General features: G+C 70.4%; 19 protein-coding genes. 11 read left to right on the plus strand and 8 right to left on the minus strand.

The features are described 5' to 3' along the window. The 5 genes from JGS39_RS41980 to JGS39_RS26595 form a co-directional block, all read left to right on the plus strand. Positions 1–59: MoaD/ThiS family protein (locus JGS39_RS41980; RefSeq protein ID WP_219572128.1), on the plus strand; the 59-nt coding region annotated here is incomplete at its 5' end. Positions 60–61: 2 nt separating this feature from the next. Next, positions 62–856 carry a thiazole synthase gene (locus JGS39_RS26580; protein ID WP_219572113.1) on the plus strand — a complete coding sequence of 265 codons (795 nt, stop codon included), beginning with the start codon at positions 62–64 and terminating at the stop codon, positions 854–856. A 182-nt stretch (positions 857–1,038) separates the two neighbouring features. Then, positions 1,039–2,961 (plus strand): Stk1 family PASTA domain-containing Ser/Thr kinase, encoded by a 1,923-nt coding sequence (gene pknB / locus JGS39_RS26585; protein ID WP_219572114.1) that lies wholly within the window; start codon positions 1,039–1,041, stop codon positions 2,959–2,961. A 119-nt stretch (positions 2,962–3,080) separates the two neighbouring features. Next, a complete protein-coding gene (locus tag JGS39_RS26590) occupies positions 3,081–3,938 on the plus strand; it encodes a deoxyribonuclease IV (protein ID WP_219572115.1) in 858 nt (285 codons plus the stop codon). Between the two features lie 89 nt (positions 3,939–4,027). Continuing rightward, the gene (locus tag JGS39_RS26595; RefSeq protein WP_219572116.1) at positions 4,028–4,525 is read left to right on the plus strand and encodes a DUF4396 domain-containing protein; all 498 of its coding nucleotides are present in this window, start codon (positions 4,028–4,030) and stop codon (positions 4,523–4,525) included. A 25-nt stretch (positions 4,526–4,550) separates the two neighbouring features. Here the strand turns inward: JGS39_RS26595 and JGS39_RS26600 are convergent, their stop codons facing one another. After that, entirely contained in the window at positions 4,551–5,183 is a 633-nt protein-coding gene (locus JGS39_RS26600) for a sulfite oxidase-like oxidoreductase (RefSeq protein ID WP_219572117.1), read from the minus strand. Between the two features lie 154 nt (positions 5,184–5,337). Between JGS39_RS26600 and bfr the strand changes: the two genes are divergently transcribed. Next, positions 5,338–5,817, plus strand: coding sequence for a bacterioferritin (bfr, locus tag JGS39_RS26605; protein ID WP_219572118.1), 480 nt, complete (start codon positions 5,338–5,340; stop codon positions 5,815–5,817). 43 nt (positions 5,818–5,860) lie between these two features. Here bfr and JGS39_RS26610 read toward each other — a convergent pair whose 3' ends face one another. Then, the gene (locus tag JGS39_RS26610) at positions 5,861–6,166 is read right to left on the minus strand and encodes a (2Fe-2S)-binding protein (RefSeq protein ID WP_219572119.1); all 306 of its coding nucleotides are present in this window, start codon (positions 6,164–6,166) and stop codon (positions 5,861–5,863) included. Between the two features lie 182 nt (positions 6,167–6,348). Beyond that, positions 6,349–7,695: a class II 3-deoxy-7-phosphoheptulonate synthase gene (locus tag JGS39_RS26615; RefSeq protein WP_168713661.1), complete on the minus strand. Its 1,347-nt coding sequence runs from the start codon at positions 7,693–7,695 to the stop codon at positions 6,349–6,351. Positions 7,696–7,947: 252 nt separating this feature from the next. Between JGS39_RS26615 and JGS39_RS26620 the strand changes: the two genes are divergently transcribed. The 3 genes from JGS39_RS26620 (at position 7,948) to JGS39_RS26630 (ending at position 12,833) form a co-directional block, all read left to right on the plus strand. Beyond that, complete coding sequence (locus JGS39_RS26620) at positions 7,948–10,632, plus strand: N-acetylmuramoyl-L-alanine amidase (protein WP_372456168.1); 2,685 nt, start codon at positions 7,948–7,950, stop codon at positions 10,630–10,632. 89 nt (positions 10,633–10,721) lie between these two features. After that, a complete protein-coding gene (locus tag JGS39_RS41985; RefSeq protein WP_073735655.1) occupies positions 10,722–10,778 on the plus strand; it encodes a trp operon leader peptide in 57 nt (18 codons plus the stop codon). 99 nt (positions 10,779–10,877) lie between these two features. Then, positions 10,878–12,833: an anthranilate synthase family protein gene (locus tag JGS39_RS26630; RefSeq protein ID WP_219572121.1), complete on the plus strand. Its 1,956-nt coding sequence runs from the start codon at positions 10,878–10,880 to the stop codon at positions 12,831–12,833. A 33-nt stretch (positions 12,834–12,866) separates the two neighbouring features. On the opposite strand, the gene JGS39_RS26635 is transcribed toward JGS39_RS26630, so the two are convergent. The 5 genes from JGS39_RS26635 to JGS39_RS26655 form a co-directional block, all read right to left on the minus strand. Next, positions 12,867–13,871: a 2-hydroxyacid dehydrogenase gene (locus JGS39_RS26635; protein WP_219572122.1), complete on the minus strand. Its 1,005-nt coding sequence runs from the start codon at positions 13,869–13,871 to the stop codon at positions 12,867–12,869. Positions 13,872–13,985: 114 nt separating this feature from the next. Beyond that, positions 13,986–15,014 (minus strand): 6-phosphofructokinase, encoded by a 1,029-nt coding sequence (locus JGS39_RS26640; RefSeq protein ID WP_219572123.1) that lies wholly within the window; start codon positions 15,012–15,014, stop codon positions 13,986–13,988. Positions 15,015–15,124: 110 nt separating this feature from the next. Beyond that, positions 15,125–15,820: a response regulator gene (locus JGS39_RS26645; RefSeq protein WP_219572124.1), complete on the minus strand. Its 696-nt coding sequence runs from the start codon at positions 15,818–15,820 to the stop codon at positions 15,125–15,127. Then, positions 15,817–17,043 carry a MacS family sensor histidine kinase gene (gene macS / locus JGS39_RS26650; protein WP_219572125.1) on the minus strand — a complete coding sequence of 409 codons (1,227 nt, stop codon included), beginning with the start codon at positions 17,041–17,043 and terminating at the stop codon, positions 15,817–15,819. The genes JGS39_RS26645 and macS overlap by 4 nt, the downstream gene beginning before the upstream one ends. A 37-nt stretch (positions 17,044–17,080) precedes the next feature. Continuing rightward, the gene (locus tag JGS39_RS26655) at positions 17,081–17,833 is read right to left on the minus strand and encodes a lysophospholipid acyltransferase family protein (protein ID WP_236063417.1); all 753 of its coding nucleotides are present in this window, start codon (positions 17,831–17,833) and stop codon (positions 17,081–17,083) included. A 197-nt stretch (positions 17,834–18,030) separates the two neighbouring features. Between JGS39_RS26655 and JGS39_RS26660 the strand changes: the two genes are divergently transcribed. Together JGS39_RS26660 and JGS39_RS26665 are read left to right on the plus strand one after the other, a co-directional pair. Beyond that, positions 18,031–18,810, plus strand: a complete 780-nt coding sequence (locus tag JGS39_RS26660) for an alpha/beta hydrolase (protein ID WP_219572126.1) — start codon at positions 18,031–18,033, stop codon at positions 18,808–18,810. Continuing rightward, positions 18,803–19,480 (plus strand): hypothetical protein, encoded by a 678-nt coding sequence (locus tag JGS39_RS26665; RefSeq protein WP_219572127.1) that lies wholly within the window; start codon positions 18,803–18,805, stop codon positions 19,478–19,480. The genes JGS39_RS26660 and JGS39_RS26665 overlap by 8 nt, the downstream gene beginning before the upstream one ends. Positions 19,481–19,533: the final 53 nt, after the last annotated feature.

The raw sequence follows: 19,533 nt of genomic DNA on the forward strand, positions 1-19,533 counted from the left end.
CGGCCGCACTCGCCGACGGCGACCGGGTCGAGGTCCTCACCGCGGTCCAGGGAGGCTGACCATGTCCGACGACCTCTTCACCCTCGGGGACACCGTCTTCGGCTCCCGGCTGATCATGGGAACGGGCGGCGCGCCCAGCCTCGACGTGCTGGAGCGGTCCCTGACCGCCTCGGGCACCGAGCTGACCACCGTCGCGATGCGCCGCCTCGACCCGACCGTGCGGGGCTCCGTGCTCTCCGTGCTGGAGCGGCTCTCCATCCGCGTGCTGCCGAACACGGCGGGCTGCTTCACCGCGGGCGAGGCCGTGCTCACCGCCCGGCTCGCCCGCGAGGCGCTCGGCACCGACTGGGTCAAGCTGGAGGTGGTGGCGGACGAGCGCACGCTGCTGCCGGACCCGGTCGAGCTGCTGGACGCCGCGGAGACGCTGGTGGACGACGGTTTCACCGTGCTGCCGTACACGAACGACGACCCGGTGCTGGCCCGGAAGCTGGAGGACGTGGGGTGTGCGGCCGTCATGCCGCTCGGCTCCCCGATCGGTTCCGGCCTGGGCATCCGCAATCCGCACAACTTCCAGCTGATCGTCGACCGGGCGCGGGTGCCGGTGATCCTGGACGCGGGCGCCGGGACGGCTTCGGACGCGGCGCTGGCCATGGAGCTGGGATGTGCGGCCGTGATGCTGGCGTCCGCGGTGACCCGGGCCCAGGAGCCCGAGCTGATGGCCGCCGCGATGCGCCATGCGGTGGAGGGCGGGCGGCTCGCGTACCGCGCGGGGCGGATTCCCCGCCGCCACTTCGCCGAGGCCTCGTCTCCCGTGGCGGGCCGGGCCGTGCTGGATCCGGAGCGGCCGGCGTTCTGATTCCGGGGCCTGGGCGGGCCATGTGGTGGATCTCATGTCCCTGTCACGACACGTCCCGATCCCGGGCCACGCCCGCTCCCCGGCCGCCGATCGCGTGTCCCTGTCACGGCTCGGCTGCAGTTGGGCCCCGGGATCGCTCCGGCCAGTCGGCCGTGTCTGCGGCGGCTCGTAGACTCGGCTGCGTGGATACGACCCTCCAGGACCCTCTCGTCGGGCAGCTGCTCGACGGCCGCTACCGCGTCGATGCCCGCATCGCCGTGGGCGGCATGGCCACGGTCTACCGGGCCATGGACACCCGGCTCGACCGGGTGCTCGCCCTCAAGGTGATGCACCCGGCCCTCGCGGCCGACGCCTCGTTCGTCGAGCGCTTCATCCGCGAGGCCAAGTCGGTGGCCCGGCTCGCGCACCCCAACGTGGTCGCGGTCTTCGACCAGGGCGCCCAGGGGCAGTACGTCTACCTCGCGATGGAGTACGTGGCGGGGTGCACGCTGCGCGACGTACTGCGCGAGCGGGGTGCCCTCCAGCCGCGGGCCGCGCTGGACATCCTGGAGCCGGTGCTCGCCGCTCTGGGCGCCGCGCACCGGGCGGGTTTCGTCCACCGCGACATGAAGCCGGAGAACGTGCTGATAGGCGACGACGGCCGCGTCAAGGTCGCCGACTTCGGCCTGGTCCGGGCCGTGGGCTCGGTCACGAACACCACCGGGAGCATCCTGGGGACGGTCTCGTATCTCGCCCCCGAACAGATCGAGCACGGCACCGCGGACACCCGCGTCGATGTGTACGCGTGCGGCGTCGTGCTGTACGAGATGCTGACGGGCACCAAGCCGCACGCCGGGGACTCCCCCGCCCAGGTCATCTACCAGCACCTCAACGAGGACGTCCCGGCCCCCTCGGCCGTCGTCCCGGGGCTCGCGGCCGAGCTCGACGGGCTGGTCGCGAGCGCCACGGCCCGCGACCCCGAAGTCCGCCCGTCCGACGCGGTGGCGCTGCTCGCCGAGTCCCGCCGGGCCCGCTCCGGCCTCACCGACGCCCAGCTGGACGCCGTGCCGCCGCAGGCCCTGGCCGGGATGCGGGACGGCACGGAGGACCGCACGAGCGTGATCCCGCGGGTGCTGCCGCCGGGCCAGGGCACCGCCCACCACACGAGCCGGCTGGAGATGCCTCCGCAGTCGCCCCCGCAGCCGCCGTCCCGGCGCGCGGGGACGGGCCGCCGGAGGCCGCCGCGCGGTGTCATCGCGGCGGTCATCGCCGTGCTGCTGGTCCTGGGGGTCGGCGGCGGTGTCTGGTACATCAACTCAGGGCAGTTCACCAGGGTCCCCTCACTGCTGGGCCAGAGCCAGAAGGCGGCCGAGAAGCGGCTCTCGGACAGCGGCCTGGAACTGAAGGGCGTACGGCGGGCCTACAGCGACACCGTCGACCGCGGCACGGTGATCAGCAGCGACCCGAAGCAGGGTGCCCGGATCCGGGGCAACGACTCGGTGTCGCTGGTCGTCTCGCGCGGTCCCGAGATCGTCACGGTGCCCGACGTCCAGGGCGTCGCGCTCGCCGAGGCGAGACGGCAGCTGGAGAAGCGGGGCCTGACGCCAGGCATGATCACCAAGGAGTTCGACGACGACGTGGCCGCGGGCGAGGTGCTGCGTACGGATCCCGAGGCGGGCGCCGAACGCCACCCGGACTCCGCGGTCGCGATCGTGGTCTCCAAGGGCAGCCCGGTCGACGTCCCCGATGTCACCGGACAGTCGGTCGACGACGCCACGGCGGAGCTGGAGGACGCCGGTCTCGAGGTCGTCGTAGCTCCCGGCCGGGTCGACTCCCCGGAGGACGAGGGCAATGTCGCCCGCCAGTCGCTCGATGAGGGCGCCGAGGCGGCGGAGGGTGACACCATCACGCTGACGGTCTCCAAGGGTCCGCAGATGATCGACGTCCCGGACGTCACCGGCAAGGACGTCGACGACGCCCGCAGCGAGCTGGAGGACGCGGGCTTCGAGGTCAAGGTCGACCGCCCGTTCCTCTCCTTCAGCGACACCATCGCGAGCCAGTCCGTCGACGGCGGCGACCAGGCCCCCGAGGGCAGCACCATCACCATCAAGACCAAGGGACTCTAGATCCTTTCCGGAGTCCCGAGCAGGGCCGGTGGCCCCGGACGGGCCCCACGACCACGCACCGACCGCCGCTCCGCCCGCGTTCGCGCGGACGAGCGGGACTCCAGACAGGACCTATCCGTATGCGCAACCCAGTCGGTGGCCACATCCCGGTGGCCGGCGGCCTCTCCAAGGTCGGCCTGTCCTACGCACGCGAGATGGGCGCGGAGGCCGTCCAGGTCTTCGTGGCCAATCCGCGCGGCTGGGCGACCCCGGCCGGCAACCCGGTGCAGGACGAGCTGTTCCGTACCGAGTGCGCCGCCGAGTCCATACCCGCGTACGTCCACGCCCCGTATCTGATCAACTTCGGCTCGCACACCCCGGCGACCGTGGAGCGGTCCGTGGAGTCGCTGCGCCACTCCCTGCGCCGGGCGCGCGAGATCGGCGCCCTGGGCGTCGTGGTGCACACCGGTTCGGCGACCAACGGCCGGCCGCGCCAGGAGGCGCTGGCGCAGGTGCGCACCCACATGCGGCCGCTGCTGGACGAGCTGACGCACGACGACGACCCGTTCCTGCTGCTGGAGTCGACCGCGGGACAGGGGTTCTCGCTCTGCTCCCGCACCTGGGACTTCGGCCCGTACTTCGACGCGCTCGACGCCCATCCGAAGCTCGGCGTCTGCCTCGACACCTGCCACATCTTCGCGGCGGGACACGACCTGACCGGTCCGGCCGGCATGAAGGAGACCCTGGACCTGCTGGTGGAGACGGTCGGTGAGGGCCGGCTGAAGCTGATCCACGCCAATGACTCCAAGGACGTGGCCGGGGCCCACAAGGACCGGCACGAGAACATCGGGGCCGGCCACATCGGCGAGGAGCCGTTCCGGGAGCTGTTCTCCCACCCGGCCACCGAAGGCGTCCCGCTGGTCATCGAGACACCGGGCGGCAAGGAGGGCCATGCGGCGGACGTGGCCCGGCTGAAGGAGCTGCGCGGCCTGGGCTGACCGGTCGGAGCACCCGTTGAGGAATACCCCATGGGGGTATACGGTTCTTGCTGTCGGCAGGAACCGCTCCTCGGCATTGGGGGTTCACGATGCAGGACCACGCACAGCACGCCCACCACTCCGGCCACGCCGACGATCACGCCGCGGGCGGCGCGAGCTGGTCGATGGCGGCGCGTGCCACGCTCCACTGCCTCACCGGATGCGCCATCGGCGAGATCCTCGGCATGGTGATCGGCACGGCGCTCGGCTGGGGCAACATGCCCACGATGGCCCTCGCGATCGTCCTGGCGTTCTTCTTCGGCTACACGCTGACGCTGCGGTCCGTCCTGCGGTCGGGCGTCGACTTCAGGACGGCGTTCCGGATCGCGCTCGCGGCCGACACGCTCTCCATCGCGGTGATGGAACTGATCGACAACGGGGTGATCGTCCTGTGGCCGGGCGCCATGGACGCCACGCTCTCGGACGTCCTGTTCTGGGGAGCCCTCGCGATCTCGCTCGCCGTCGCCTTCGTCGTCACCACACCGGTGAACAAGTGGATGATCGGGCGCGGCAAGGGGCACGCGGTGGTGCACCGGTACCACCACTGAGGTGGCACAGGGAGGGACAGCCGGATCAGAGCTCGGGGCCGTCCCCGGGCTCCTCCTGGTAGGAGTAGCGCTGTTCCTTCCACGGGTCGCCGATGTTGTGGTAGCCGCGCTCCTCCCAGAAGCCGCGGCGGTCGGCGCTCATGTACTCGATGCCCCGGACCCACTTGGGGCCCTTCCAGGCGTACAGGTGCGGCACGACGAGCCGGAGCGGGAACCCGTGCTCGGCGGTGAGCAGTTCGCCGCCCTTGTGGGTGGCGAACAGAGCCCGCTCGGAGGTGAAGTCGTCGAGCCGGAGGTTCGAGCTGAAGCCGTACTCGGCCCAGACCATCACATGGGTGACCTGCGGCGCCGGGGGCGCCAGCGCCACGACGTCACGGGCGAGAACCCCGCCCCACTCGGCGCCGAGCATGCTGAACTTGGTCACGCAGTGCAGATCGGCGACGACCGAGGAGAACGGCAGCTCGGAGAACTCCTGATGGTTCCAGCAGTGCTTCTCACCGTCGGCCGTGGCGCCGAAGACACGGAACTCCCAGCGGTCGGGCTTGAACTTGGGCACCGGCCCGTAGTGGGTAACCGGCCACCCACGCTGCAGGCGCTGTCCCGGCGGAAGCTCGGACTGCTCTGATGCGCGGTGTTCCCGGCTTTCCGGCTGACCCATGACTCCATGGTGACAGACAGGCAGGGGTGGTCATGACCAGGGCAGAGGCGATTCGGGCAACTCCTACTAAGCATGCACTTACTGGACGACCACCGGGTGCGATGCGAGGATGCGGCCATCTTGCCCAGTTCACCGGTTGGAAGGAGCCTCTGCGATGCAGGGCGACCCCGAGGTCCTCGAGTTCCTGAACGAACAGCTGACCGCCGAATTGACTGCCATCAACCAGTACTTCCTGCATGCAAAGATGCAGGAGAACTTCGGCTGGACGAAGCTCGCGAAGTACACGCGCTCCGAGTCCTTCGACGAGATGAAGCACGCCGAGATCCTTACGGACCGCATCCTCTTCCTGGATGGACTGCCGAACTACCAGCGGCTCTTCCACGTGCGGGTGGGCCAGAGGGTCACCGAGATGTTCCAGGCGGACCGCCAGGTCGAGGTGGAGGCGATCGACCGCCTCAAGCGCGGTATCGAGCTCATGCGCACCAAGGGCGACATCACGTCCGCAAATATCTTTGAGTCGATCCTGGCGGACGAGGAACACCACATCGACTATCTCGACACCCAGCTGGAACTGGTCGAGAAGCTCGGCGAGCCGCTCTACATCGCCCAGCTGATCGAGCAGCCCGACAGCTGACGGAAGTGGGGCCGTCCGCGCGGACGGCCGGATCGGCTCGGGCTCAGGCGGCGTCGGGGAGAGCGACCGGCACGGAGACGGGGCCGGCGCCGGGGGCGATGCGCTGATCGGCATCGGGAGCGGCGCCGGCCGTGACACGGTCCGCGGTGCCGGGCGTCAGCTTCTGGTCGAGCAGGTCGCGACGCGGGCAGGAGCCGCGGCCGAGCATGGCCTGGATGGTACGGACACAGCTGCCGCAGTCGGTCCCCGCCTTGCAGGCGGAGGCTATCTGGCGGGGAGTGCAGGCGCCGTCTTCCGCATGCTTCCTGACCTGCTGCTCCGTAACGCCGAAGCACGAGCAGACGTACATGCGGTTCACCTCCCGGCGGGATGGATCGTGGGTGCCGCCCCGATAATCGGTGAGGCTAACCTAACCTTACCCGGCGCTCAAGGCCGGTAAAAGCCCCGGAACGCCCTGTGGGGCACGGATCACATGGATCCGTGCCCCACAGTCGTACGTGCGTTGCGTTCGGTGACGCCCGCCGGTCCGGGTTACTGGTCCCGGTACATCTCGGCGACCAGGAACGCGAGGTCCAGCGACTGGCTGCGGTTGAGCCGCGGGTCGCAGGCCGTCTCGTAGCGCTGGTGGAGGTCGTCCACGAAGATCTCGTGGCCGCCCCCGACGCACTCGGTGACATCGTCACCGGTGAGCTCGACGTGGATACCGCCCGGGTGCGTGCCGAGGCCCTTGTGCACCTCGAAGAAGCCCTTGACCTCGTCCAGGACGTCGTCGAAGCGACGGGTCTTGTGGCCGGACGCGGCCTCGAAGGTGTTGCCGTGCATCGGGTCGGTCACCCAGGCCACGGTCGCGCCGGAGGCGGTGACCTTCTCGACCAGCTCCGGGAGCTTGTCGCGGACCTTGTCGGCGCCCATCCGGACGACGAAGGTAAGACGGCCGGGCTCGCGCTCGGGGTCGAGGCGCTCGATGTAGCCGAGGGCCTCGTCGACGGTGGACGTCGGGCCGAGCTTGATGCCGATGGGGTTGCGGATCTTGGAGGCGAACTCGATGTGCGCGCCGTCCATCTGGCGGGTGCGCTCACCGATCCACACCATGTGGGCCGAGGTGTCGTACAGCTGGCCGGTCCGCGAGTCGACTCGGGTCAGCGCCGACTCGTAGTCCAGCAGCAGGGCCTCGTGCGAGGCGTAGAACTCGACGGCCTTGAACTCCGCCGGGTCCGTACCGCACGCCTTCATGAAGTTCAGCGCGTTGTCGATCTCGCGGGCCAGGGCCTCGTAGCGCTGGCCGGACGGGGACGACTTCACGAAGTCCTGGTTCCAGGCGTGCACCTGGCGCAGGTCCGCGTAACCACCGGTGGTGAAGGCGCGGACGAGGTTCAGCGTGGAGGCGGATGCGTGGTACATCCGCTTCAGCCGCTCCGGGTCCGGGATGCGCTCGGCCTCGGTGAAGGCGAAGCCGTTGACGGAGTCGCCGCGGTAGGTCGGCAGCGTCACGCCGTCGCGGGTCTCGGTCGGCTTGGAGCGCGGCTTGGAGTACTGCCCGGCGATCCGGCCGACCTTGACGACGGGCACGGAGGCCGCGTAGGTGAGGACCGCGCTCATCTGGAGCAGAGTCTTCAACTTGGCGCGGATGTGCTCGGCCGACACGGCGTCGAAGGCCTCGGCGCAGTCACCGCCCTGAAGCAGGAACGCCTCGCCCTTGGCGACGGCTCCCAGGCGGGCACGCAGCTGGTCGCACTCGCCGGCGAAGACGAGCGGCGGATACGACGCGAGGTCCGCGAGTACATCGCGCAGCGCCTCGGAGTCGGGGTACTCGGGCTGCTGCGCCGCGGGAAGGTCTCGCCAGGTGTTGCCACCGGCGACGGAGGTATTGGCGTTCACGGTCACGGCTCCCACATTACGGGGTCGCGCCCACTGTTCTTCCGGGTGCCCAACGGATGAGACGGACACACGGCACGGTCAGTGACGGGGAGCACAATCGGGCCTGCTAGCGTCACACCTTTCTGAACTGAACAAGTGGACTACAGGGGTGGGGCTTTGAAGCGGAATCACCGCAGGGACCTCAAGAAGAGACGCTTGTTGTACGGAGTCGGCGCCGCGGTCGTCGCGACCGCGACCATCGGCACTCTGGCCATGGCCTCGCAGGACACCGCGACCACCGACGGGAAGTCGGTTCCGGCCTCCGCCGAGCTGCAGAAGCAGTTCGCGGACGCGGCGTCCGAGTTCGACGTACCGCAGAGCGTGCTGATGGCGGTCTCGTACCGGCAGACGCGCTGGGAGAGCCACGACGGCGAGCCGAGCACCAGCGGCGCGTACAACGTGATGGGGCTGACCAGTGTGTCGCCCGACGACGTGGAGCAGCCGGACGACAAGGAACGTCTGGCGCACATGAACATGTCCGGCCGGCCGGAGATCGAGAAGACCTTCGACGCCGCCAAGGCGCTGCGCAGCCTGCCGAAGAAGAGTGTCGACACCTCGGACCCGCGGCTGCACACCCTGGACAAGGCCGCCGATCTCATCGACTCCGGCACGGACACGGTCCGCAACGACACCGAGGAGAGCATCCGCGCGGGCGCGGCACTGCTCGCCGAGTACCAGCGCGAGGCGACGGACTCACTGCCGGACGACGCTGCCCACTGGTATCCGGCCGTGGCGCGCTTCAGCCAGTCGCCGGACAAGAAGGGTGCCGACCTCTTCGCGAAGCGGGTCTTCGAGTCGATCAGGACCGGCGAGCAGGCCGTCACTCAGGACGGCCAGGTGGTCACGCTTCCGGCCGCCCCCTCGGTCGAGCCGGTCAAGCCGTCGAACGTGCCGCTCGCCGCGACCTTCGCGAGCACCGCGGCGGTCCCGACGCCCGAATGTCCGTCGGGCCTGAACTGCAACTTCGTTCCCTCGAAGACGTCGAGCACGGGCAAGCGCAGTTACACGCCCGCCGTGCGGCCCGCGCAGGGCGTCGACATCCGGCAGATCGTGATCCACGACACCGAGGGCGACTACGCGACCTCGCTCAACACGCTCACGAGCCCGGACTCGGCCGTGAGCGCGAACTACCTCGTCCGCGCCTCGGACGGTCTGGTCACCCAGCTCGTCGAGAACAAGGACCTGGCGTGGCACGCGGGCAACTGGACCCTGAACATGCACACCATCGGCGTGGAGCACGAGGGCTTCGCCATCCAGGAGGGCAGCTGGTACAGCGAGTCGCAGTACGAGTCCACCGCGGCCCTGGTGAAGTTCCTGGCGGACAAGTACGGCATTCCGCTGGACCGCGAGCACATCATCGGACACGACGATGTGCCCATACAGCTCGACCGGAACAGCTCGCAAACCCACTGGGACCCGGGACCGTTCTGGGACTGGAACCACTTCATGGCCCTGATGGGCGCCCCGACGGGCGCCGATGGCGCCGGCGGCCCCGTCCAGGCGGGCCAGGTCGTTCGTGTGGTGCCGCCGTTCACCACGGCCAACCAGCTGAAGCTGACGGTCGGCACCAAGCCGGTCACCACACAGCCGGTCAACTTCGGCTACCTCTACACCTCGCCGTCAACGACCGCGACCACGCTGAGCGACCCCTATTTCACCGCTCTCTGGAGCGAGGGTTCGAACTGGAGCAACAAGGTTCGCGCGGGCAGTAGCTACGTCGTCGCCGAGGCACAGACCAACTGGACCGCGATCTGGTACGGCGGGAAGAAGGCCTGGTTCTACAACCCCGGCGGCCAGTACACCGTGCCGCTCGCCTCCTCCCCCAGCCTGGTGAAGGCCAAGGCCGGGGTGACGGTCCGGATCTACGGGCGTTCCTACCCGGAGACCGCTGCCTACACCGCCGCGGGCCTGGAGGCCCCGACGGACAACCCGGACTACCTGACGAAGTACACGCTCCCCGCCGGCCAGGCATACGTGAAGGCCGGCCCGGAGGTGAAGGGCGACGACTGGTTCGGCTCCGCCCAGAAGAACGTCGTGGGCACCACCGGCTACCTCCCGATCCGCTACAACCACCGCATGGCGTGGGTGAAGGCGAGCGACGTCCAGACGAGCACGAGCGTCGCGCCGGACGCGGGGACGAACCGCTACAACATCCTGGGCCGTGACGCGGCCGGTGTGCTCTGGCAGTACCAGGGCACCGGCAGCCCCACGACGCCGTTCTACGCCCGTTTCCGGGTGGGTCCGGGCTGGCAGGGCTACAACATGATCACCGCGATGACGGCCCTGCGGGCCGACGGCACGGGCGACATGGTGACCCGTGACACGAGCGGCTACCTCTGGTACTACCAGGGCAGCGGCAACCCGGACCAGCCGTTCAAGGCCCGCCTCAAGGTCGGCGGCGGCTGGGGTGTCTACAACGGCATGTGGGGCGCCCGCGATCTCAACGGTGACGGCAAGGGCGATCTGATCGCCCGCGACGCCTCCAACGTCCTCTGGTTCTACCAGGGCACCGACGACCCGGCGAAGCCGTTCGCGACGAAGGCACGGGTCGGCGGCGGCTGGGGTGTCTACAACACGCTGGTCTCCACCGGAGACCTGACCGGCGACGGCAAGGCGGACCTGGTCGCCCGGGACACGGCCGGGGTGCTGTGGCTCTACAAGGGCACCGGCAGCCCGACCGTGCCGTACGCCGCGCGCACCCAGGTCGGCAAGGGCTGGGGAGTCTTCAAGGACCTCCTGGGACCGAGCGACCTGAACCGTGACGGCATCCCGGACCTGATCGCCCGGGACAGCGCGGGCGTGCTCTGGTACTACCGGTCCACGGGTGACATGGCGAAGCCGTTCGCTCCGATGGCGAAGGTCGGCGGCGGCTGGGGTATCTACAACACGCTGGTCTGATCATCCTCGGACCTGATCCGAAGGGGTCCGTTGCGCCTGTCGGGCGGAACGGGCCCCTTCGTGCGTGCGTCATGGGTTATGGTTCGGGCATGTTCGCGCACTCGACCCGTAACTGGTGGTGGACCGCTCATCCAGCGGCCCACTGATCGCGCGTACACACCGACGCAGAGGCCGCCCGAGGGGCGGCCTTTCCCGTGTCCAGGGGCCGTTCCTCCCAGCTGATCCCAGTGGAAGGAACACCGCAGATGTCATCGCACACCGCATCGCACACCGCATCGCACACCATCGTCCAGAGGCTCCTCGGCGACGACTGCCCGCCCTTCGCCCTGCTGCGCAGGCGCACCCCCGGCCATGACCACGACACCGTCGAGGTGCTGATCGGCCGGGTCCACGAGGCGGACCGGCTCGCCGACCTCCCGGTGGGTGAACAACCCACCCTGGCCCTGGTGCCGTTCCGGCAGATCGCCGAGCGCGGCTTCGACGTCCGCGACGACGGCACACCGCTGACCGTGCTGGTCGCGGACGAGACGTACGAACTGCCCCTCGACGACACCCTGGACGCGCTCCCCGCCCACGCGGTGCGGGTCGAGGGCGGCGCGTTCGACGTGTCCGACGAGGAGTACGCGGGCACCGTGCGGCGGGTCATCGAGGACGAGATCGGCCGGGGCGAGGGCGCGAACTTCGTCATCCGGCGGACGTTCCGGGGCGAGATCCCGGGCTTCGGCCGGGCGGACGCGCTGGCGTTGTTCCGGCGGCTGCTGGCGGGTGAGCGGGGTGCGTACTGGACGTTCGTCGTGCACACAGGCGACAGCGGGTCCGAAGGACCCTCCTCATCGGGGCGGCGGCGGGCGACGGGTGGGCGGACGCTGGTCGGCGCGAGCCCCGAGGTGCATGTGCGGATGTCCGGCGGGACGGTCGTGATGAATCCGATCAGCGGCACCTACCGCTACCCCGCCGAGGGGCCCACTGCCGAGAACCTGCTGGCCTTCCTGGGCGACCGCAAGGAGACCGAGGAGCTCTCCATGGTGGTCGACGAGGAGCTCAAGATGATGTGCACCGTGGGCGACATGGGCGGGGTGGTGATCGGGCCGCGGCTCAAGGAGATGGCCCATCTCGCGCACACGGAGTACGAGTTGCGCGGCCGCTCCTCACTGGATGTGCGGGAGGTCCTGAAGGAGACGATGTTCGCGGCGACGGTCACCGGCTCCCCCGTACAGAACGCCTGCCGGGTCATCGAGCGGTACGAGTCCGGCGGGCGCGGCTACTACGCGGGCGCGCTGGCCCTGCTGCGGCAGGGGCCCGACGGTACGCAGACGCTGGACTCGCCGATCCTGATCCGCACCGCCGACATCTCGGCCCGGGGCGAGCTGCGGGTGCCCGTCGGGGCGACGCTGGTGCGCCACTCCGACGCGGAGAGCGAGGTCGCCGAGACCCACGCCAAGGCGGCCGGTGTGCTGACCGCGCTGGGGGTGCGGCCGGGGCGGCCGAAGGCCGAGGACGCGAGGCCGCGACTGGCGGACGACCCCCGGGTGCGGGCGGCGCTCGATGCCCGGCGGGACGGGCTGGCACCGTTCTGGCTGCGGATGCAGGAGCGCACCGGCACGTTGTCCGGTCATGCGCTGGTGGTCGACGGCGAGGACACCTTCACCTCGATGCTGGGGCATCTGCTGCGTGCCTCGGGTCTCGATGTGTCGGTGCGCCGCTACGACGAGCCGGGGCTGCGCGAGGCCGTCCGGGCGCACGAGGGGCCCGTCGTGCTGGGCCCCGGCCCCGGGGACCCGGGTGACGCCGCCGACCCGAAGATGCGGCTGCTGCGCGCGCTGACCGCGGAGCTCGTACGGGATCACCGGCACGGGCTGCTCGGGGTCTGCCTGGGGCATGAGCTGATCGCGGCGGAACTGGGTCTGGACATCGTCCGCAAGACCGTCCCGTACCAGGGCGCGCAGACCAGGATCGATCTGTTCGGCCGCCCGGAGACGGTCGGCTTCTACAACAGCTTCACGGCGCGCTGCGACGACGCGGCGGCCACCGAGCTGGCGGCGCACGGCATCGAGGCGAGCCTGGACCCGGCGACCGGGGAGCTGCACGCGCTGCGCGGGGACGGCTTCGCCTCGGTGCAGTTCCACCCGGAGTCGGTGCTGACGCTGCGCGGTTCGACGATCGTGGGCGAGCTGCTTGCGGGGCTTCCGGTACGCGGCTGATGTTCCCCGGACGCCCGGGCCCCGGTGAGGTTCTCAGGGCCCGGGCGGCGCCGGCACCAGCACGTTCTCACTGCGGCGGCCGGCCAGGTAGTCGTCGACGTTCTGGACGGTGGCCGCGATGATCTGGCCCAGGGCGTCCTCGGTGTAGTACGCCTGGTGCGAGGTCACGAGGACGTTCGGGAAGGTGACGAGCCGGGCCAGGGTGTCGTCGTCGACTCCCTCCAGGGACTTGTCGAGGAAGAAGAGCCCGGCCTCCGCCTCGTACACGTCGAGTCCGACCCCCAGGAGCCGGCCCGCCCGCAACTCCCCGACCAGGGCCTCGGTGTCGATGAGTCCGCCGCGGCTGGAGTTGATCAGGATCGCGTCGTGCTTCATGCGGGCCAGGGCGCCCTTGCCGATGATGTGGTGGGTCGCGGGCAGCAGCGGGACGTGCAGGCTGATCAGGTCGGACTCGGCGAGGAGCTGTTCCTTGTCGACGTAGCGCATGCCGAGTTCGACGCAGGCCGGGTTCTCGGCGACGTCCCAGCCGAGCAGATTCATGCCGAAGCCATGGGCGATACGGGTGAACGCCTCGCCGATCTTGCCGGTGCCGATGATGCCGGCCGTGCGGCCGTGCATGTCCCGGCCGAGGAGGCCGTCGAGGCGGAAGTCGAAGTCCCGGGTGCGGATCGTGGCGCGGACGACGCGGCGGTTGACCGCCATGGTCAGGGCCCAGGCGAATTCGGCGACCGAGTAGGGCGAGTACCAGGAGACCCGGGAGACCCGCAGGGCGAGGCGCTCTGCGACGTCCAGATCGATGTTGTTGAAGCCGGTGGAGCGCTGGGCGATCATCTGGGTGCCGCCGGCCGCGAGGGTCTGCAGGACCTTGCCGCCCAGGTCGGCGTTGACGCTGGTGGAGATGACCTCGTAGCCCGCCGCGATGGGTGCGGTGTCCCGGTTCAGGAAGACGTCCAGGCAGCGCACCTCGTGCTTCCCGGCGAACGCCTTCTCGATCAGAGGCTTCTCGTCGGACTGCACACCGAAGGCCAGGATTTCCACGACGTCTCCCGTGACTGATGCGGGCGAAAGGCCCCGGGTGCGGGGCCCGCTCCGGGAGCGGGCCCCGCGAGGCCGGTCATCGCGAATATACGGCCCGTCCCTCCGGCTCGCCGCTCAGCCGAAGAAGACGCCCACCTCCGCGTAGAGGGCCGGGTCGACCGTCTTGAGGCGGGAGGTGGCCTCCGCTATCGGCACCCGCACGATGTCCGTGCCGCGCAGGGCGACCATCTTCCCGAAGTCGCCGTCGCGCACGGCTTCGATGGCGTGCAGCCCGAAGCGGGTGGCCAGCCCGCGGTCGAAGGCGCTGGGGGTGCCGCCGCGCTGGACATGGCCCAGGACGGTGGTCCTGGCCTCCTTGCCGGTGCGGCTCTCGATCTCCTTGGCCAGCCACTCGCCCACGCCGGAGAGGCGGACATGTCCGAAGGAGTCGTGCGAACCGTCCTTGAGGACCATCTCCCCCCGGGCGGGCGCGGCCCCTTCGGCGACCACCACGATCGGTGCGTAGCTCGCCCGGAAGCGGGAGGTCACCCAGGCACAGACCTGGTCGATGTCGAAGCGCTGTTCCGGGATGAGGATGACGTTGGCGCCGCCGGCCAGCCCGGAGTGGAGGGCGATCCAGCCCGCGTGGCGGCCCATCACCTCGACGACGAGGACTCTCATATGGGATTCGGCCGTGGTGTGCAGCCGGTCGATGGCCTCGGTCGCGATGTTGACGGCGGTGTCGAAGCCGAAGGTGTAGTCGGTGGCGGACAGGTCGTTGTCGATGGTCTTGGGTACGCCGACACAGGGGACGCCGTGCGTGTCGGAGAGAGTGGCCGCCACGCCGAGGGTGTCCTCGCCGCCGATCGTGACGAGTGCGTCGACCTCGTACTTGGCGAGGGTCTCCCGCACCCGGCGGACACCGTGCTCGGCATTGAGCGGGTTGGTGCGCGAGGACCCGATGATGGTGCCGCCGCGCGGCAGGATGCCGCGCACGGCCGGGATGGAGAGCGGGACCGTCTCGCCCTCCAGCGCTCCGCGCCAGCCGTCCCGGAAGCCGATGAAGTCGTAGTCGTACTCCTGCACGCCCTTGCGGACGATGGCGCGGATGACCGCGTTGAGCCCGGGGCAGTCGCCGCCCCCGGTCAGTACTCCGACCCGCATGAAGCATCCCTTCGCCGAAGTGAGCTCACTCAGCTCCACGCTAAGGGTGATCCAGGTCACAACGGGATGGGTCGGACGGTCAATTCCCGTGCAATGTGCGGGTGTTGATCTCAGACGTCGTCGAGGCCGCGCTCGATGGCGTACCGCACGAGCTCCACCCTGTTGTGGAGCTGGAGCTTGCCCAGGGTGTTCTGCACATGGTTCTGGACGGTGCGGTGCGAGATGACCAGCCGCTCGGCGATCTGCTTGTACGAGAGCCCCTTGGCCACCAGCCGCAGCACCTCGGTCTCCCGGTCGGTGAGCTGAGGGGCCTTCGGCTCGTTCGACGCGACGGGTGCGGGGTCGGAGGCCAGCCTGCGGTACTCGCCCAGGACGAGTCCGGCGAGGCCGGGGGTGAAGACCGGGTCGCCGACGGCGGTGGAGCGGACCGCGTCGGTCAGCTCCTGGGTGCTCGCCGACTTCAGCAGATAACCGGTGGCGCCCGACTTGACCGCTTCCAGTACGTCGGCGTGCTCGCCGCTCGCGGAGAGCACCAGGACGCGCAGTCCGGGCTGGGATCCGACGAGTTCCTTGCAGACCTGGACGCCCGGCATCCCGGGCAGGTTGAGGTCGAGGACCAGGACGTCGGGGGTGACGGCCCCGGCCCGGCGGACGGCCTGCGGGCCGTCGCCCGCGGTCGCCACCACGTCGAAGCCCGACTCGGCCAGGTCGCGGGCGACGGCGTCGCGCCACATCGGGTGGTCGTCGACGACCATCACCCTGATGGGCCGCTGCTGCCCTGCGCCTTCTTCGTGTGCTCCGCTCATCGGACCGAACCCGCCTTCCCCCGTGAAACCTTCGGAACCTTCAATTCGACCTCGGTGCCCTGGCCGGGCACCGAGACCAGCTCTGCCGTGCCGCCCAGATCGCGCAGCCGCCCGCGGATCGACAGGGCGACGCCGAGGCGTCCTTCCCCCTCCGCCTGCGCGAGCCGGCCCTCCGGGATGCCCGGTCCGTCGTCCCGGACCGTGACGATCACCTCGTCCGGCCAGTCCTCGACCAGGATCCACGCCCGGGCGCTCTCCCCCGCATGCACCCGGACATTGTCCAGGGCCGCGCTGACGGCCGCCGCCAGTTCCCCGGCGGCCGCGGGCGTGAGCAGCACCGGTGCGCCGGGTTCCGCGAAGGTGACCCGGGATCCGGCGTGCGGGGCGAGCAGGGCCCGCAGATCGGTCTCGGCCGGGGCCGCGGTCTCGTCGTCGTCCGTCTCGACGGTCCGCACGACGGCGCCCTCGGCCGCGTCCTCGGAGACCCGGGTGGGGGGCACCAGGCCGCTGGAGACCAGGGTGCGCAGGGCGACCTCCTGCTCCCCTGCCATCCGGCCCAGTTCGGCGGCCTCACCGCCGATCGCCGTTCCCCGGCGCTGGACCATGGCGAGGACCTGGAGCACGCTGTCATGGATGTCGCGGGCGAGGCGCTCCCGCTCCCGGGTCGCGGCCTCGATCTCCAGGGCGCGGGCGAGGGTGCGCTCACTGGCGCGGGCGACCTCGACGACGTACCCGATGGCGATGGAGGCGACCCAGACCAGCAGGACGTTGTGCAGGGTGTCGCGGCTGGGTTCGGCGCGCTCGATCAGGTTGGCGACGGCGACGAAGGTGGAGGCGAACGCCGCCCACCGCCAGCCGCCCTTGATCGCGAAGGCCAGGACGGATCCCGCGGTCCAGATGGACGGCAGCGTCGGGCCGTCGACGTGCTGGGCCTGGAAGTCGGCGAGCGGGGTGACGAGGATGCCGACGAGCGCGAGGGTGAGGTCCGCGCCCAGGAAACGCCTGGTACAGGCCGCGGCGCCCGCGACCTTCGGCAGGGTGGCGAGCGTCCAGACGGTCATGACGGCCAGGAAGGCGATGGCCACCCACGGCCGGTCGTACTTCTCCCGCCCGAAGACGGCGAGGAGGATCGCGTAGAGCATCGTCAGGATGCGGTACGCGGTCAGGGCACGCCACAGCGGCTGCTCGACCGACATCCGCACCACGCGTACACGCTTGGCCATGCTGTTCTCCCCCGCCCCCCGGCGGACCACCGCGCCCTCAGGCGTCGTCGCGGTCCGCTTCCACGCCCGATGGCGCCTTCTTCGCAGCCTCGGCCCGTCGCTTCGCCTCGTCGGCGAGCTGCCGCTTGGCGGCGGTCGCGTAGATGTCGACGTACTCCTGGCCCGAGAGCTTCATGATCTCGTACATCACCTCGTCGGTGACCGAGCGCAGGATGAAGCGGTCGCCCTCCATGCCGTGGTAGCGGCTGAAGTCGAGCGGCTTGCCGATCCTGATCCCCGGACGCATCAGCTTCGGCATCACCTGGCCGGGCGGCTGGATCTTCTCCGTGTCGATCATCGCGACGGGGATGACCGGCGCGCCGGTGGCGAGCGCCACCCGGGCGAGGCCGCCGGGCTTGCCCCGGTAGAGGCGGCCGTCGGGCGACCGGGTGCCCTCCGGGTAGATGCCGAACAGGCCGCCGCTCTCGATGACCTCGATACCGGCCTTGATCGCCGCCTCACCGGCCCCGCGGGCGCCCGAGCGGTCCACCGGGAGCTGTCCGACGCCCTTGAAGAAGGCGGCGGTGAGCTTCCCCTTGACCCCTGGCGCGGTGAAGTACTCGGACTTGGCGATGAAGGTGACCTTGCGGTCCAGGACAGCGGGCAGGAAGAAGGAGTCGGAGAACGACAGATGGTTGCTGGCGAGGATCGCGGGCCCCTGTTCGGGGATGTTCTCCAGGCCCTCCACCCACGGCCTGAAGGCGAGCTTCAGAGACCCGCCGATGGAGAACTTCATAGCGCCGTAGATCAACTCGGGTGCCTCCTGTGTGCTGTCCGACAGACCTTAAGCCATGCGACCGCCCCGGCTCCCGCCCGGCACGGGCGGGGTGCCCCCGGCCCCGGCCGGTGACGGCCCTGGTCGGTGTCGGTCCGGTCGCGTACGGTGAAGTAATCCTTCTGCACTCCCCCCTTTCGCTCCCTTTCGAGCCTCACGAACAGGAGACCCCGGTGCCGGTCCTTCCTGGAGCCGAGCCGTTCCGCCACGAGGGCGGAGAGGTCGGCGTCCTCCTCTGTCACGGATTCACCGGCTCCCCGCAGTCGCTGCGCCCCTGGGCCGACTATCTGGCGGAGCGCGGGCTCACGGTCTCGCTGCCGCTGCTGCCCGGGCACGGCACGCGCTGGGAGGACATGCAGGTCACCGGCTGGCAGGACTGGTACGCGGAGGTCGACCGGGAGCTGCGGGCGCTGCTGGAGCGGTGCGAGCAGGTCTTCGTGTTCGGGCTCTCCATGGGCGGCGCGCTGTCGCTGCGGCTCGCGGCCAAGCACGGCGACGCCGTCCGGGGTCTCGTGCTGGTCAACCCGGCCAACAAGGTGCACGGCCTCGCGGCGCACGCCCTTCCGGTCGTCCGCCATCTGGTGCCGACGACGAAGGGGCTGGTGAGCGACATCGCCCTGGAGGGTTCCCACGAGGTGGGCTACGACCGGGTGCCGCTGCACTCGGCGCACTCGCTGCGGAAGTTCTTCCGGCTGGTCGACGCCGAACTGCCCCAGGTGACGCAGCCGATCCTGCTGCTGCACAGCCCGCAGGACCATGTCGTGCCGCCGGCCGACACCGCCCGGATCCTGAGCCGGGTGTCCTCGACGGACGTCGAGGAGATCCTGCTGGAACAGAGCTACCACGTTGCGACGTTGGACCACGATGCGGAGCGGATCTTCGACGAGAGCTACTCGTTCATCGGCCGCCTCGCTCCGAGCGTCGGAATGAAGGGGAGCACGTCCGGTGGCTGAGCACGACGCGGAGCGCACAGGTAGCGAGGAGGAGCGCGAGCCCCTCCCCGCCGGGGGGACCGCCGTCCCCGACGAGGAGGGCGGCGCTCCGGCGCCGGAGAACCTGCCCGCGCCCGCCGGCGCGGAGGGCGAACGCCCGGTCGACGAGGACGCCGTCTGGAAAGCGATCGTCGAGGGGTACGGGGAGGAGCCGCCGGACCCGCCGGGTGCCAGGCCCTTCCGGTCCGTCGAGGACCTCGCGCTCCCGGAGGAGGACTCCGTCGCTCCGGACCCGGACAAGGGCCTCGGCAAGAGCCGGCCCAAGCCGCCGGAGAAGCCGCTCGGCAGCTCCGTGGTCTTCGCCCCGGGGGTCGGCGGCCCGCGCGACTACGAGCCGGCGGAGCCCGCCGAGGGCGATGTCGACGACGATGACGACAGCGGCGAGGGGCACTTCGTGCCGCCGGAGCCGCCGCCGCTGCCGGAGGCCGACGTCACGGCGAAGTTCGCCTGGCTCGCGGTGATCGGCGGCCCCGTCCTGCTGCTGCTGGCGGTGCTGCTCCAGTGGGAGATGACCTGGTGGCTGACCACGGTCTGCGTCGGCGGCTTCCTGGGCGGTTTCGCGACGCTGGTCGCGCGGATGGAGCACGACGACGAGGACGGGGACGACCCCGGCCGCGGCGCGGTGGTCTGAGCGGGGCCCTTGGGCGGGCGGCAGGGGGCCTTTACCTTGCCCCGGTCCGGCGC

This window comes from Streptomyces poriferorum (assembly GCF_019399235.1).
GTDB classification, from domain to species: domain Bacteria; phylum Actinomycetota; class Actinomycetes; order Streptomycetales; family Streptomycetaceae; genus Streptomyces; species Streptomyces poriferorum.

What these genes read in the sequence shown, in the direction of transcription:
- JGS39_RS26610 (WP_219572119.1), bottom strand. Translation starts at nt 6,166, where the DNA reads ATGTACGTCTGCTCGTGCTTCGGCGTTACGGAGCAGCAGGTCAGGAAG.
- bfr (WP_219572118.1), top strand. Translation starts at nt 5,338, where the DNA reads ATGCAGGGCGACCCCGAGGTCCTCGAGTTCCTGAACGAACAGCTGACC.
- JGS39_RS26620 (WP_372456168.1), top strand. Translation starts at nt 7,948, where the DNA reads ATGGCCTCGCAGGACACCGCGACCACCGACGGGAAGTCGGTTCCGGCC.
- JGS39_RS26630 (WP_219572121.1), top strand. Translation starts at nt 10,878, where the DNA reads ATGTCATCGCACACCGCATCGCACACCGCATCGCACACCATCGTCCAG.
- JGS39_RS26580 (WP_219572113.1), top strand. Translation starts at nt 62, where the DNA reads ATGTCCGACGACCTCTTCACCCTCGGGGACACCGTCTTCGGCTCCCGG.
- JGS39_RS26590 (WP_219572115.1), top strand. Translation starts at nt 3,081, where the DNA reads ATGCGCAACCCAGTCGGTGGCCACATCCCGGTGGCCGGCGGCCTCTCC.
- JGS39_RS26645 (WP_219572124.1), bottom strand. Translation starts at nt 15,820, where the DNA reads ATGAGCGGAGCACACGAAGAAGGCGCAGGGCAGCAGCGGCCCATCAGG.
- JGS39_RS26600 (WP_219572117.1), bottom strand. Translation starts at nt 5,183, where the DNA reads ATGGGTCAGCCGGAAAGCCGGGAACACCGCGCATCAGAGCAGTCCGAG.
- macS (WP_219572125.1), bottom strand. Translation starts at nt 17,043, where the DNA reads ATGGCCAAGCGTGTACGCGTGGTGCGGATGTCGGTCGAGCAGCCGCTG.
- JGS39_RS26640 (WP_219572123.1), bottom strand. Translation starts at nt 15,014, where the DNA reads ATGCGGGTCGGAGTACTGACCGGGGGCGGCGACTGCCCCGGGCTCAAC.
- JGS39_RS26595 (WP_219572116.1), top strand. Translation starts at nt 4,028, where the DNA reads ATGCAGGACCACGCACAGCACGCCCACCACTCCGGCCACGCCGACGAT.